At 44.8% G+C, this 14931-nt stretch carries 14 protein-coding genes; 5 read left to right on the plus strand and 9 right to left on the minus strand.

What is annotated here, in order from left to right:
• Positions 1 to 98 precede the first annotated feature (98 nt).
• Positions 99 to 371: a Rossmann-fold NAD(P)-binding domain-containing protein gene (locus BN1765_RS13200; RefSeq protein WP_050615566.1), complete on the minus strand. Its 273-nt coding sequence runs from the start codon at positions 369 to 371 to the stop codon at positions 99 to 101.
• Between the two features lie 241 nt (positions 372 to 612).
• Between BN1765_RS13200 and BN1765_RS13205 the strand changes: the two genes are divergently transcribed.
• Positions 613 to 1236: a DUF3862 domain-containing protein gene (locus BN1765_RS13205; protein WP_050615567.1), complete on the plus strand. Its 624-nt coding sequence runs from the start codon at positions 613 to 615 to the stop codon at positions 1234 to 1236.
• A gap of 115 nt (positions 1237 to 1351) precedes the next feature.
• Here the strand turns inward: BN1765_RS13205 and BN1765_RS13210 are convergent, their stop codons facing one another.
• The 5 genes from BN1765_RS13210 to BN1765_RS13230 all read right to left on the minus strand — a co-directional run bounded on the left by BN1765_RS13210 (position 1352) and on the right by BN1765_RS13230 (position 5697).
• A complete protein-coding gene (locus BN1765_RS13210; RefSeq protein ID WP_050615568.1) occupies positions 1352 to 1675 on the minus strand; it encodes a nucleoside triphosphate pyrophosphohydrolase in 324 nt (107 codons plus the stop codon).
• 85 nt (positions 1676 to 1760) lie between these two features.
• A complete protein-coding gene (locus BN1765_RS13215) occupies positions 1761 to 2060 on the minus strand; it encodes a DUF5658 family protein (protein ID WP_050615569.1) in 300 nt (99 codons plus the stop codon).
• Between the two features lie 268 nt (positions 2061 to 2328).
• A complete protein-coding gene (locus BN1765_RS13220; RefSeq protein ID WP_050615570.1) occupies positions 2329 to 3012 on the minus strand; it encodes a response regulator in 684 nt (227 codons plus the stop codon).
• 12 nt (positions 3013 to 3024) lie between these two features.
• Positions 3025 to 4113, minus strand: a complete 1089-nt coding sequence (locus tag BN1765_RS13225) for a response regulator (protein WP_147554197.1) — start codon at positions 4111 to 4113, stop codon at positions 3025 to 3027.
• Between the two features lie 6 nt (positions 4114 to 4119).
• Positions 4120 to 5697 (minus strand): ATP-binding protein, encoded by a 1578-nt coding sequence (locus tag BN1765_RS13230; protein WP_050615572.1) that lies wholly within the window; start codon positions 5695 to 5697, stop codon positions 4120 to 4122.
• Positions 5698 to 5792: 95 nt separating this feature from the next.
• Here BN1765_RS13230 and BN1765_RS13235 point away from each other — a divergent pair, with 95 nt between their 5' ends.
• The 3 genes from BN1765_RS13235 to BN1765_RS13245 all read left to right on the plus strand — a co-directional run bounded on the left by BN1765_RS13235 (position 5793) and on the right by BN1765_RS13245 (position 10571).
• Positions 5793 to 6836 carry a DctP family TRAP transporter solute-binding subunit gene (locus BN1765_RS13235; RefSeq protein WP_050615573.1) on the plus strand — a complete coding sequence of 348 codons (1044 nt, stop codon included), beginning with the start codon at positions 5793 to 5795 and terminating at the stop codon, positions 6834 to 6836.
• 164 nt (positions 6837 to 7000) lie between these two features.
• Positions 7001 to 8296: a dicarboxylate/amino acid:cation symporter gene (locus BN1765_RS13240; protein WP_050615574.1), complete on the plus strand. Its 1296-nt coding sequence runs from the start codon at positions 7001 to 7003 to the stop codon at positions 8294 to 8296.
• A gap of 181 nt (positions 8297 to 8477) precedes the next feature.
• Positions 8478 to 10571 (plus strand): peptidoglycan D,D-transpeptidase FtsI family protein, encoded by a 2094-nt coding sequence (locus BN1765_RS13245; RefSeq protein WP_050615575.1) that lies wholly within the window; start codon positions 8478 to 8480, stop codon positions 10569 to 10571.
• A 145-nt stretch (positions 10572 to 10716) separates the two neighbouring features.
• Here the strand turns inward: BN1765_RS13245 and BN1765_RS13250 are convergent, their stop codons facing one another.
• Positions 10717 to 12168, minus strand: a complete 1452-nt coding sequence (locus BN1765_RS13250; RefSeq protein WP_050615576.1) for an N-acetylmuramoyl-L-alanine amidase — start codon at positions 12166 to 12168, stop codon at positions 10717 to 10719.
• 518 nt (positions 12169 to 12686) lie between these two features.
• Between BN1765_RS13250 and BN1765_RS13255 the strand changes: the two genes are divergently transcribed.
• Entirely contained in the window at positions 12687 to 13418 is a 732-nt protein-coding gene (locus BN1765_RS13255) for an SH3 domain-containing protein (protein WP_050615577.1), read from the plus strand.
• 76 nt (positions 13419 to 13494) lie between these two features.
• Here the strand turns inward: BN1765_RS13255 and BN1765_RS13260 are convergent, their stop codons facing one another.
• On the minus strand, positions 13495 to 14223 hold the full coding sequence (locus tag BN1765_RS13260) for a hypothetical protein (RefSeq protein ID WP_147554198.1): 729 nt from the start codon (positions 14221 to 14223) through the stop codon (positions 13495 to 13497).
• Between the two features lie 284 nt (positions 14224 to 14507).
• Complete coding sequence (locus BN1765_RS13265; protein WP_050615579.1) at positions 14508 to 14699, minus strand: hypothetical protein; 192 nt, start codon at positions 14697 to 14699, stop codon at positions 14508 to 14510.
• Positions 14700 to 14931 lie beyond the last annotated feature (232 nt).

Here is a 14931-nt window from a genome sequence, read left to right on the forward strand (position 1 = left end):
AAAATATATCATTTTTTAATAATCCTCCCTAAAATACAGATTACACTGAAAATAAAGTTTCTCATTTAAAAGTAATCAAACGCACCTGCTAAGTTTGTTTAAGTCCTCTCATTCACCAACTTAGCAAGTTCTTCAATTTGGACAGGTGGATAGATCCTGACTTTTGGGCCACTTCCGAATGGGGAGTTGTACATCGCTTTTGCTACCGTACTTGCTTCTATTCCAAATTTTGTTCTTAATGCAACAGGGAGAAACCATGCAATCCCTTTATAGAAGCCAATTGCCATTTTCTCGCCAAATCTGAACTCTTCCCGTTCATCCACTAATAGGGACTGGCGGAAGATCGATAATGTCGGTATATCTAATGCCATTAATTTCCCTTCAAGCTCCCCTTTTGATTGCTCCCTTTTCCCTTCGAAAAAGACTTTCGTCAGACCTTATTGTCCCTTAACAGCTTGGGCAAATAAACGACTTCTATAAAGTGAACTTTTAAAGAAAAACAAGTGTCAGCAAACGCCGATCAAGATACTAAAATCACAAAAAATCCACAAATTTCGATACATTCAAGAGATATAATTTAATTGTAAAAACGATTTGATAGGAGTTTTTCACATGAAAAAATTATTTAAGTTCGGATGTCTCGGATTAATTGCTATCATATTGATTATTGTTATTGCCGCTATTGCATTTGGCGGTGGGGATGATAACAGCTCAGATCATAACACAAAGACTGAGCAAACAAATACAGAATCATCCAGTAAAAGTAGCAATAAGTTAACAAAGGAAAAATTCGAGCAAATTAAAGATGGCATGTCTTATGAAGAAGTGACTAAAATTGTTGGCAGCAAAGGCACCGTTGTTTCTGAAAGCGGAGATCAAGGTAGTAATCTCCACACCGTAATATATGAATTTGATACAGACGGATTTATGTCTAACGCCACTATGACGTTCCAGGGTGGCAAATTAATTAACAAAGCACAAGTCGGGCTAGGTGGAGATTCTGGAGCAGAAATTACACTTGAACAATTTAATGCGATCGAGAATGGGATGTCTTATGAAGAGGTGACAAAAATAATTGGCGGTGAAGGTGAGGTTTTATCTGAATCTGGAGAAAAAGGCACTAACCTTCATACGGTCATTTATGTGTATCAAGGTAAAGGCAATCTAGGCGCAAATGCTAACTTCACATTCCAAGGAAATAAACTTGTAAACAAAGCTCAATTCGGCCTTAAATAAGGTACGATGGCCATATAAATAACCCCCTCCACATTACGGAAGGGGTTATTTATATTGTCCGGCTTAATGCATGATGACCTTGGATATAAAAATAGGCCATTTCAGCCTATTTCTCTTAGTCTTCCACATTCACTAGATACACTCTTTTACCAAAGCCTCCGCGCTCATCGGCTTTTTTCTTACGGATTTCTTCTATCCTGCTTATATCGGTTCCATGGATGCGGCTTAGTGCATGAATGATTTCCAGCAGGTCAGCAAGTTCCTCCATGGCATCCGCATCCGTTGCCGCCTCCAGGTATTCGCCCAGTTCCTCCCGGCTTTTTCTCCGCAGCTCACGCTGATACTCTTCCTCATCTAAAACCCGTGCCGTCAGCTTCTTTCCCTGCTCTTCAATGATAGTGGGGATATAATCGCAAACCAGCTTATTGTAGATCGGCATACAATCCATCCTTTCACTCCCGATTGATTGTATCCATTATAACCGAAAGAATATGCCAGAGATATGCTCCGTACACCACATAAATTCAAACCATGAACAACACCATTCCAATCCAGGAGGCATGCATGACCGTGACAGCGGCATAAAGGGAAAAGCAACAACATGTCAGGATCGCGATTGCCTTGGATTTTACATACTTCTCATACAAGCCAACCAATAAAAACGGAAAAACCAGCTTACAGCAGTAAAAAGCGATCTTGCTTTGACCGTATATCATGTCTATCAAAGGATTGCCTTCCTGAATAAAGCCGGTCCGAATTCCGATATCAGTCGCAACCGCATCAAAAAGGCAAAGCAGCAACAAGCACCTCACAATCTTTCTCATATTCTAGCCACCTATTTCGATCGATTATTCATGTACCTGTGACAAGCTAAAAGGAGTATCTATGTATTTTTTCCTGGACGCTGCCTAACTAAACAAAAAGGTTAAAAACTTCATTGATCCCCTTCTAATGGGAATGAAGACATAGAAGTGTAATTTGGCGATCAAGCGCCAGTAAGAATCCGATTGGTTCAATAAATAATCGGCGGGAGATGAATGAAAACCCCCGCCGATCAACGTTTCACATGATTAAATAATAGTAACCACACTCCTAAACTGCCCGGTATCGATTCACAGGCCGGCCGATCCCGCCATATTGAATCGTGATTTCAACCTTATTCTGCTTCTCCAAATAATCGAGGTAGCGGCGGGCGGGTACCCTTGCCAAGCCGACTCCTTCAGCCACACTTTCAGCCGAGACAGGCTCCTTCTGCTCCAAAATATAGTGCAAAATTTTTTTCATTGTTCCTGCGTTGAGCCCTTTCGGCAAGCTTTGTTCCCTATATGTTTCTTTCTGCCGCTGGGCATTCAGAAGGGAATCGAGCTCCTGTTGGGTGAGGTTTTCTTCAGTCTCGATGCGGTTATGGTAGGCGAAATATTTCTCCAGGGCCTGCTTCATCCTTTCGTATGTGAATGGCTTGATGATGTAATCGAACGCGCCGAGCTGTACGACCTGCTGGATGGTCTTGCGGTCATTGGCGGCTGTTACGGCAATGACATCAACGGGTAGACCCCGTTTTCTGATTTCCCGCAATGTTGCCAAGCCGTCCTGTTCTGGCATGAATATATCCATGAATACAAGGTCTGGCTTGGCCTGCTCGATCCTTATCAGACCTTCCCTGCCGTTAACCGCATATCCCGTTACCTCGCATCCTTCCACTTGTTCAATGAAGCCCCGGTTCACTTCACGGACCATTGGGTCATCTTCAATCAGTACAATCCGTACCGGCTTCATAGCCATTCCCCCTTAAAATGTGATGATGATACTTGTCCCTTCATCCGGATAACTGTCGACATCCACTGTACCGTTTCCCTTCATGGCGATTTCGTTGACCAGATGAAGGCCGATCCCGTGCCCAGCCTCCTTTTTGGTGGTGAATCCGTTTTCAAATATCGAGTTGATGGTTTGCTGGTCCATGCCTACTCCGTTATCTTCAACCATGATGGAAAATCCATCTTCGTTATAATCCAAGCTGACGAATACCTTCTTCTCTTGCCGTTTCACCTGGCGAAGGGCTTCAAACGCATTCTCGATCAAATTGCCGAGAATGATTACCAAATCATGGTGGTCAAGATTCTCCGGGCAATGGTTCCACTTGCTGTTGTTATCGATTTCTACTGTGATCCCCAACTCTTTTCCGTGGCTGACTTTGCTGAGCAAAAGCCCAGAAAGGCTATCATCCTTGATTCGTTCCTTAAGGAAGTTTGTCAGTTCTGCCTGCTCCTCTTTCACCTGGAAGATATAATCGAGGGCAGCCTGGTACTTTCCAAGCTGAAGCAGGCCGCCCAATGTATGCATCTTATTCNGCTCCAAAATATAGTGCAAAATTTTTTTCATTGTTCCTGCGTTGAGCCCTTTCGGCAAGCTTTGTTCCCTATATGTTTCTTTCTGCCGCTGGGCATTCAGAAGGGAATCGAGCTCCTGTTGGGTGAGGTTTTCTTCAGTCTCGATGCGGTTATGGTAGGCGAAATATTTCTCCAGGGCCTGCTTCATCCTTTCGTATGTGAATGGCTTGATGATGTAATCGAACGCGCCGAGCTGTACGACCTGCTGGATGGTCTTGCGGTCATTGGCGGCTGTTACGGCAATGACATCAACGGGTAGACCCCGTTTTCTGATTTCCCGCAATGTTGCCAAGCCGTCCTGTTCTGGCATGAATATATCCATGAATACAAGGTCTGGCTTGGCCTGCTCGATCCTTATCAGACCTTCCCTGCCGTTAACCGCATATCCCGTTACCTCGCATCCTTCCACTTGTTCAATGAAGCCCCGGTTCACTTCACGGACCATTGGGTCATCTTCAATCAGTACAATCCGTACCGGCTTCATAGCCATTCCCCCTTAAAATGTGATGATGATACTTGTCCCTTCATCCGGATAACTGTCGACATCCACTGTACCGTTTCCCTTCATGGCGATTTCGTTGACCAGATGAAGGCCGATCCCGTGCCCAGCCTCCTTTTTGGTGGTGAATCCGTTTTCAAATATCGAGTTGATGGTTTGCTGGTCCATGCCTACTCCGTTATCTTCAACCATGATGGAAAATCCATCTTCGTTATAATCCAAGCTGACGAATACCTTCTTCTCTTGCCGTTTCACCTGGCGAAGGGCTTCAAACGCATTCTCGATCAAATTGCCGAGAATGATTACCAAATCATGGTGGTCAAGATTCTCCGGGCAATGGTTCCACTTGCTGTTGTTATCGATTTCTACTGTGATCCCCAACTCTTTTCCGTGGCTGACTTTGCTGAGCAAAAGCCCAGAAAGGCTATCATCCTTGATTCGTTCCTTAAGGAAGTTTGTCAGTTCTGCCTGCTCCTCTTTCACCTGGAAGATATAATCGAGGGCAGCCTGGTACTTTCCAAGCTGAAGCAGGCCGCCCAATGTATGCATCTTATTCATATGTTCATGGTTCTGCACCCGCAGCGCCTGGACGAATGCCTTGAAGCCGGTCAGCTCTTCGGCAAGCTTCTTCACTTCCGTCCGGTCCTGGAACACGGCCACCGCCCCAACTGTCTTTCCCTCTACCTCAATAGGAATGCGATTGCTCAGGATTGAATGCCGGTTGACGGATAGTTCTTTATTATAAATCGGGTAATTAAAATCCAATATCTCCGGAAGCCGCGTATCCGGCAGAATATCATAAATGTTTTTTCCGATAACTTCCCCATCAACGCCAAGGATTTTGCGTGCTTTATGATTGAAGATTGTCACCGTCAGGTTACTGTCGATGGCAATGATCCCTTCATGCATGGCGTTGAAGGTTTCACTGCGCTCCGCATACAGCCTGGCGATTTCATGCGGCTCCAATCCGAACATTTGGTTTTTCATATGGCCGGCCAGTGTCCAGGCGCCCCATCCGGCAAATAGGAAGGCAAAACCGACCGCCAGAAAGATTTCCATCTTAACGTCCCAAAGAATATCCCAGATCGATGGCATCAGATAGCCGGAAACGACGACGCCTATTTGGTTATGTTCTTTATTCAAAACCGGCATAAAGGCTCTCATCATTGTCCCTGCCTCTCCTTTGGCCTTGGAGATGTAGGTATGTTCGGTGAAAGCCGCATCCTCGTCGACTGTTTGTGATTTTGTGCCGAGCATGCTTTTGACGGGATGTGAGAGCCGGATTCTATCCTTATTTAATACAACGATGTAATCAGCTTTATTGATCACACGTATTTTTTCGACCACCGGATTGATTTTCTCTGCCGCTTCCCGCACATCGCCGTTCATCAAATAGAGCTGGAGCTCGGGCAATTCAGCGACAGTACGGGCCATCAGCATGCTCCGTTCCCGGATTTCCGCTTCTTTTGATTTCATGGCATTATCAAGCACAAAGATGCCTGCGACGATGAACGAACAGACAACAATAAAGAAAGTGATGACCATGACCTTCCAATGGATGGATATCTGTTTCATGCGTGATGATCCTTTCTGCTTCTTTCATCCATTGTACCACCAAGAATGTGATAGAATGTAAAAAAGATTCAGTCATTTGGGATAGGAGAACCGTTATGAGGAAATTCATCATTGCCGCCATAGGCACCATCCTATTATTGCTTCTGCTGATTGGCTTCCGGAATGGTTTCTGGAGACAGGACAGCCTGCCATTCGATTCCGAACAAAAGCATCTCAACAGCCAGTTTGTGATCAACTTCAGCCATGTGGTCGCTGAGAATACACCGAAGGGGCTCGCTGCCAGCAAGTTCGCCGAGCTGGCCGAAAAGAAGTCGGACGGCCGCATCCAGGTGGAAGTCTATCCGAACAGCCTCCTTTATTCAGATGACGATGAGCTCCGCGCGCTGCAAAATGGGGATATTCAAATGATCGCTCCCTCCTTTTCGAAAATGACCAGGCTGATTCCCAAATGGGAGGTTCTCGACCTGCCTTATTTGTTCAGGGACTATGAAGATGTGCGCCGTGTGTTCACCGGGAAGGCCGGGGATGCATTGCTCGATATGCTCGACAAGGAGGATATTAAGGGGCTTGCCCTTTGGAGCAACGGATTCAAGCAAATCACGACTGCCAACAAGCCGGTCAGGGAATTGGCTGACCTTAAGGGGCTGACCATACGGACGATGGACAGCGACATGCTGGCAAAGCAATTCGAACTGGCCGGCGCCAGACCGGTGAAGCTAAACTTCGATCTGGTATATTCACGGCTTAAGAACCACTCTTTGGACGGGGAGGAAAATACGATTTCCAACATATACAGCAAGGGGTTCTATCAACTGCAGAAATATATGACGATTTCGGATCATGGTTTTCTGGGATATGCCGTCATGATGAACAAAGATTTCTGGAAAAGCCTGCCCGAAGACCTCCAGCAGGATGTCCAGGAGGCGATGGAAGAGGCGACGCTTTGGAACCTCAAGCAATCCGAACAAATGAACAAAGATGATTACCAAAAGATCAAGGCCACGTCAGGCATGGACATCCACACACTGACCCAGCAGGAGCAGAAAGAATGGGAAAAGACATTCAGGGCCCTTCACGATTATTATCGCGGTGAAGTAGACGCTGACTTCTTAAAAGAAATTGAGAAAGAAATCAACTAACCTCCTTTGTGATGGTTAGTTTTTTTCATGGCCCGCTGCTTCCTCTTTTGACCAAAAAGACCAAAAAGACCTTTAAAACCATAAAACCAATTCTTCCGGTAAATGCATTATGATGAAAATAACAAAATGAAAGCGTTATCAAAAATGTGAAGGTGGGATGACTTTTGAAAATCAATTTCAGAAATCTAACTGTTCAGGTAATCACAGGTATCATACTAGGGATTGCGGTCGGGGCCATCTTTCCTGAATTCGGGGCCCAATTAAAGATTTTGGCCGATATTTTCATCAAGCTAATCAAAATGCTGATTGCGCCAATCATCTTCCTTACAGTCGTCATCGGCATCGGCAGCATGGGGAACCTCAAGAAAGTCGGGAAAATCGGCGGCAAAGCACTCTTGTATTTCGAAATTGTTTCAACCATCGCCCTGGCCATCGGCATTATCGTGGTCAATTTGGTCCAACCGGGAAAAGGGCTGGACACCGAACATATCAAAGGCGGCGATGTCTCCCAGTATACGTCGCAAGCTGCTGAGACCGAACATGGGTTGTCAGCCTTCATCATGAACATCATCCCTGAAAACGTAGTCGGCGCACTTGCCAACGGAGAACTTCTTCCAGTCCTATTCTCTGCGGTGCTATTCGGTTTGGCGGCCGCATCCATCGGCGAAAAAGCCAGACCTGTCATCACTTTTTTCGAGCGGGTGGCGGATGTATTCTTCAAGATTGTCAGCATGGTCATGAAAGTGTCCCCAATCGCCGCTTTCGGCGCCATGGCATTCACGATCGGAAACTTCGGGCTCGGCTCCCTTTGGTCGCTGGGCAAGCTAATGGGTTCCGTCTACATCACCATGTTCCTATTCATCATAGTAGTCCTTGGCTCGATTGCTAAGTATTTTGGTTTCAGCATCTTCAAGTTTCTCGCCTATATTAAAGAAGAAATTCTGCTTGTGCTTGGAACTTCATCATCCGAATCCGCCCTTCCTGCCATGATGAGAAAGCTGGAAAACTACGGCTGTTCCAAACAGGTCGTCGGGCTGGTAATTCCAACAGGCTATTCGTTCAATCTTGATGGAACGTCGATCTACCTTTCCATGGCTGCCATCTTTATTGCCCAGGCCTATGGCGTCGACTTGACTATCGTGCAGGAATTGACGCTACTTGGTGTCCTGATGCTGACTTCCAAAGGGGCAGCAGGCGTCACCGGCTCCGGATTCATCACTTTGGCAGCGACACTGGCTGCTTTCCCGATGATTCCAGTTGAAGGGATCGCTTTATTGATCGGGGTCGACCGTTTCATGTCCGAAGCGCGTTCCATTACCAACCTGATTGGAAATGGAGTGGCGACTGTCATCATCTCCAAATCCGAAAAGGAATTCGACCCGAACCGCGTTTTATCGAAACAGCCAGAGATTGCCGACACTACCGGTTCGACCATAGATTATGCAAAGACCAGCCATTAATGAAGCGGCAAGGAGAATATCCTCTCCTTGCCTTTTTTATCGCTCATTCTTCCATTTTTCACTAATCAACCGTGAAGGCATACGCCCTGATCCTTCCCTCCCCAGTCTTTATTAGTTGCTTTTGGATGGTGAAATGGTTTTAAATTGGGATGTTAACAACTTTTTAAAGGGTGGGAATCAATTGAAGAAAAAGACGAACAAGAAGAAATCCCAAACGCCTTTAAGGCTTACCATCCTGTTTTTCGTTATCTTTTTAATGTTTTCAGCGTTGATCCTCCGTTTAGGGACGGTGCAGATCATCTATGGGGATGATTATAAACGGGAAGTCGAACGGACCGAAGATGTAACGGTTAATAATTCTGTTCCTAGGGGAAGAATGTACGACCGGGACGGCCAAGTCGTGGTGGACAATCAAGCTTTGGATTCCATCACGTACACACGCTCTCAGAATACCGATACGGATGAAATGTTGGCAGTGGCCCGGAAACTGGCGACCATGATCGATCCATCCACCGATAAAATCCGGGAACGTGATGAAAAGGACTTTTGGCTGCTGATTCATCCGAACCAAGCCAAAAAGAAAATCACCAAAGAGGATGAACAACTCTTTGCCGAAGAAAAGATTGATGATAAAGAAGTCTATCAGCGCCAATTAGATCGGATTACGAAAAAGGATCTGGCCACCCTTTCGAAAAAAGACCGAAAAGTCCTGGCCATATTCCGTGAGATGAATGGCGCTAAAACATTGACGCCACAGGTGATAAAAAATAAGGACGTAACGGAAAAAGAAATCGCCATCGTGAGCGAGCATTTGGACGACCTGCCGGGTGTCAACGTCACTGTCGATTGGGAACGGAAATATCCGTACGACAAGACACTGCGTTCTGTACTCGGCGGTGTCAGCAAATCGGAACAAGGGCTGCCGCAAGATAAACTAGATTATTATCTGGCGAGGGATTATAGCCGCAATGACCGTGTAGGTACAAGTTATATCGAATCACAATATGAAGATGTACTGCAGGGCAAAAAAACAAAAGTCAAGAATATTACGGATAAAAGCGGAAATGTCGTCGACTCCAAAACCATTTCCGCAGGATCTCAGGGCAAGGATTTGATGTTGACCATCGATATCGACCTGCAGGAAGCCGTGGATCAAATCGTTTCGGACGAACTAAAGGCGAAAAGAAGCCAAGGAAACACCCTGATGGACAGGGCATTCGCCATCATGACGAATCCGAAAACGGGTGAGATACTGGCCATGTCGGGCAAACAGTTTGTCAAAGATGAAAAGACCGGCAAGCAGGAAATACAGGATTATGCGGCAGGCAACTTTACGTCATCCTATGTTATGGGTTCCGTCGTGAAAGGCGCCACCGTGCTGACCGGGTATCAAACCGGTGCGTTGCGCCCCAATGACGTGAAGCTGGACACACCGCTCAAGATCAAAGGGACTCCTGTTAAGAAATCATGGAAATCAATGGGATATATCAACGATCTGACAGCCTTGAAGCAATCCTCCAACGTCTATATGTTCCGGACGGCGCTGGATATAGCCAAGGCACATTATGTCCCTGGAAAATCAATCCACATCGATCCTACAGCCTTCGATACCATGCGTTACTTCTATAATGAGTTCGGATTGGGGGTCCCTACCGGCATCGATTTGCCCAATGAAGCGACAGGATATATTGGACCGGAAAGGGGTCCGGGTAAACTGATGGATTTAGCCATCGGCCAGTATGATACGTACACTCCCCTCCAATTGTCACAATATATTTCAACAATTGCGAACGGAGGCGACCGCATTCAGCCCCACATCGTCAAGGAGATCCATGAACCAAGCCGCGACCCCAAAAAGATGGGACCGCTCATCGATTCCATCCAACCGACAGTCCTCAATACCGTGGATATGAAAAAGGAATGGATCGAACGAGTGCAAACAGGCTTCAAAAAGGTCATGCAGGAACAGGGCGGGACAGGTTACAACGCCTTCCATGACGCTTCCTATAATATGGCCGGAAAATCAGGTACTGCCCAAGGCCAATATGCAGGGCCAAAGAAAAATGTAAAAAACAAGGCTGAAGATGTCATTACCTTATCGGCCATCGGATACGCGCCTGCAGATAACCCGGAAGTCACCATCGCCGTTGTGGTGCCATGGGCATACGTCGGAAGCTCAGGCCACAGTATGAATATGGACATCGCACGAAAAGCAATGGATACCTATTTTGACTTAAAAGAAGGAAAACAAACAGAAAAAAAAGAGCAAGAATAACAAAAGGCAGGGACTTAGGTTCCCTGCCTTCTTTTTTGGTTCTATACTAAATGTTGGGTTATCCGCTTAAAAATAGGCATAAAAAAAGAAGAGAGACCGTTCATCCAACTGAATGAACGGTCTCTCCTTCTATCAGGAATTTCCCTTATTCCTTGATATTGTAATATTCATTTACTTCATATCCTTGCGCCTTGAAGTAATCTAAGATGCCGTAGAAAATCGCTTGTGCTGCCTTTTGGCGATATGCTGGGGATCCCAATTTGGCCGCATCCTCTTTATTGCTGATAAATCCTGTTTCTACCAATACGGCTGGCATGGTTGTCTTGACCAATACGACATACTTGTTGGACTTGGTCCCACGGTCTTTTGTGTTCCATTCCTTCACGAACCGTTTCTGGATGAGCGAAGCCAGTTCCTTGCTTTCGGCAATCCGATTGGCGCTTGATGAAGAAGGAGACTCAGAAGGATACCAGGTTTCCGATCCTTCACCCGATTCATTGCCAAAGCTATTCACGTGGACGCTGACAAAAATGTCAGCGTCTTTCTCTTTAGCGTATTCCGCACGTTCATCCAAGGTTGGATATGATTCGACCGGCCGTGTATAAAAGTCATTGATCGGCGTTTGGTCGAACAATTTCTTTAATCGCTGGGTGATATCCAGTGTGATATCACTTTCTTTCAACCCATTGCCGACAGCGCCCACATCGTTTCGCTTCCCGGGCTGGATGCCGTGGCCCGCGTCAATCACAATCTTGAGGGAGGATGCAGACTTGTCCGCACTGCCTGTTGTAGGAGTGTTACTGGTGTTGCTTAAGTACTTGCTGGAGACAAAACCGGTTTTCCCGCCCGTTGTCTTCACCATTGACCACATGCCGACCGTATAGGCGACTGATACCGTATTTCCTTTATTCAACGAACCGACGATCTCATAGCTGGTCAACGGGCCTTTCCGCATATTCAAGCCATTGGTGTTGATGTATTTCGTACCGATGAATGCAGATTCAGGCTTTAGGCGAAGTGTGTAATCGATCGCCCGTGCCACAAACATCGCGGTCTCTTCCCTTGTGGCAGCCCGGTTATAGGCGAAGGTGCCATCGCTTTGATTAGTATCGATTCCTCTGGAAATCATCGCTTGCGCCGCTCCAGAAGAACTATTCTGGAAATCATAGCCGAATGCCCGCGCCACCATGACTGCCATTTCACCACGTGTCACCTTTTGGTTCGGTTTGAATGTGCCGTCGCTATATCCAGAAATGATTTTAGCCTGAACGGCGGATTGGATGTAGCCGGACGCATTCATACCGGTGCCGACATCCTTGAATGTTGTTTTACGTTTAGTTCCATCTAAATCCATGGCTCGTCCCAAAAAGGCGGCGAAATCCCCGCGGGTAACGTTATCTTTTGGCTTGAAATAGCCTTTCGCATCGCCCGCCGCAATGCCCCCTTGGGCGAGATACATGATTTCATCATGCAGCGGATGGGATGCCCCAATATCTTTAAATGTAGGGGTTGCTGCATGCGAGACGCTGATGCCTGCTGTGATAAATGTAGAAACTAAGACGACTAGACTTACGATGATTCTTACTGCTTTTCTCATTGACTCATGATATCCCCCTTTGGAAAATTCAAACACTTCCCAATGGTACCATAAATTAGTTTTTAATTGGTTCATATATAGGTAAAATTAAGGTAAAAATGAATCCAATTACCTATTCGTCCATGTATATCTACCGGAACTATATCACTATTTGGTGGTGGTCCATGAGTGAATTGCAGCTAAAAGCCCCTTTTATGTCATAGAGACGACATTCGCCCTTGAGAATGGCATAAAAAAAGGCATATCGTTTGATTGCAGATCTGATAAATGGGGTAAAGTTTATCATAGTTTCTTCATATCCTTCAACCCCGTTATCCTAGATTGGCGTTCTCAAGGGTTATGGTATCCAAATAAGAATCTATAGACCTATAAAAAAAAGAAAATTGAAGCCTGCTCACTACTTAAGTTGCATTTTTATTTCTAATATTACATTTATATTACAATAATGATAAAATGATTACATAGAAACAAAGACTCTATAAATACCATCTGAATATCCTATTATAGGAGGGATTAATTTGAAAACAAAAATTCTTAAGGTTTTGGCTGCATTCGCACTACTGCTTTCCATTCTATCCATAACAAGCATGCCAAATGAAGCGAGCGCTGCAACCATCCAAAATGGCGTAGTCGACATCCCCTCAGGCACCCTGAAGGTCCACGCGGCTGCAAGCGACAAAGCAAAAGTCATTGGATCATTGAAACGAAGCGATAAAGTGAAAGTATATTCCACTATAAACGGATGGCATGAAATCAGATATAATAATAAAAAAGCATTCATCTCCGCTAATCATGTGAGATTCTACCATACTACTTCCCTTTATAGCGTAAAGCTGATACATGACCAAATCCGGGGCATTGAACGCAGCACCATTTTTAAAGACTTAACAAAACAACAATTCTATAAGGCCATGTCTCCTGCTTTCACGAAGGAATATATCGACCAATATTTTAAAGTTGAAATGATGTCCTTCCGCAAGGATTCAAAAGGAAATCCATTGTATAGAGTGAAAGGCACCGATCATTATGTTTATATCTTAAAATCTTTTGACTGGTACTTAAAACATGAGGATAAGAAGCCAGCCCATGTGTTCTATACAAAAAACGGCGTCCAATATCTTGAAGTAACCCAATATTTCAAAGCGAGTGACCTTCAGAGCCCGCATTGCTACACGGTTTATATGAAGAAAGAACCTAATTCCACATGGAAAGTATACAAAAACTTTAATAAAATGAATGAGAATTTTTAAGTAACAAAGGAAGCCCTGTTGTAGAAGGCTTCCTTTGTTTGTATTTGATATGATAGGTGAACCGATATGCGTTCCTTCAAAAATCCCAGCTCCACTCTTCCTCTTTAAGCGGGACGCCTCCCTTGGTATAAGAGACGATGAGCGTACCATGTTTCATGATTTCACTTGATTTCCACGTATCGATTATTTCTGTAAAAGCTTCTTTATCAGCTACTTCCTTTTTTCGTGGGATTTCCAGGCGGACCGTCGGCTTCAGCTCGAATATGGTATAGCTTTTTGGCTCGTTCGGATCGATTTTCAACGCTCTTACCTCTTCTTCGTCAAAAAAGACATTGATTTCCGTTTTCCCCTCCATTTGCTTCTGGATTTCCTCATAATCATCGCCATGGATGAATGGATTCATTTCAGCGCTGATGATCGTATCGCCCAATTTCTCCGCGACAGCTGGCCGAATCGCCTTCTCGGCATCATCTACCCACTTATTGATGACGAACGTATCCTCCATTTTTCCGGTTTCACTGTTCCGGTAGATGAGAAATTCCGTGCCGTACTTCTCATGGCGCACTTTCGCGGCATATTCAAACTCCCCAAAGTTCCCCATATTGTCATACAGCACATCATAAACAACCACTTTTTCCCGGAATGTTCCCTCCACATACTCCTTGGCAAGCACGATCGCTTTCTCTTCTTCATCCGGATCTGCTTTCATCGCCTGCCAGAATGAAAATACAAGGATAGCTATCCCGATGGCTATAACACCAATGATGGACAGCAGAATTAAACCCCATTTTTTATATTTGTTCACAGTCCAGCCCCCCCCTGTTTGCATGCTGAATGACATGTTTTCCTATCCAGCATACACATACCACCTAATATTTTCCACAAAGAAAGTGAATTAATAAGTTCATCGTTTCTTTCCTGCGGTTAAATGAATCTCCTTTCCCCTATTTTCAAGGGAGCTCAGTTTGACTGAGATTGAAGGGCTCCTAATATGGACTACATAGCCAAGCCGGTCCACAGCTATATAGAATAAAAAAGGAACTGTTTTCACAGTCCCAGAATGAAGTTGTACGTTCGATCATCAAGCATCTATTTGTCATGATCCAGGTCGCTATCAAGAAAGGATCGTTTATCATTCTCAATTTCATACTTCTTTTCAATTAATTGACCAACCACAGATTTATTAATACCATCCTTCACTGCATATGAAATTACTAAATAAAAGATAACTAAGCCAATAATCCAAAACATAATGGAAAAAACGAATGAATCCAACACCATATATAAATCCCCCCTAAATGAAAAGCCAGAACAACCCTTATTTTAACATAAATATCATTTTATGCCTGGTGTTATCTTTTCCATTAACTGATTTGTCCATCGAATACTAATCTCAAAACTAGAGTAAATACCCTATATTTAATCTTCCATAAAACAAAAAAAACAAAAAAGAGCAAGGAGGGTGCCGCCCCCTCCAAAAGTTAGAGTAAAAACTAACTTTTTGGGGGCACTG

This window comes from Bacillus testis, assembly GCF_001243895.1.
Taxonomy (GTDB): Bacteria; Bacillota; Bacilli; order Bacillales; family DSM-1321; genus Bacillus_AD; species Bacillus_AD testis.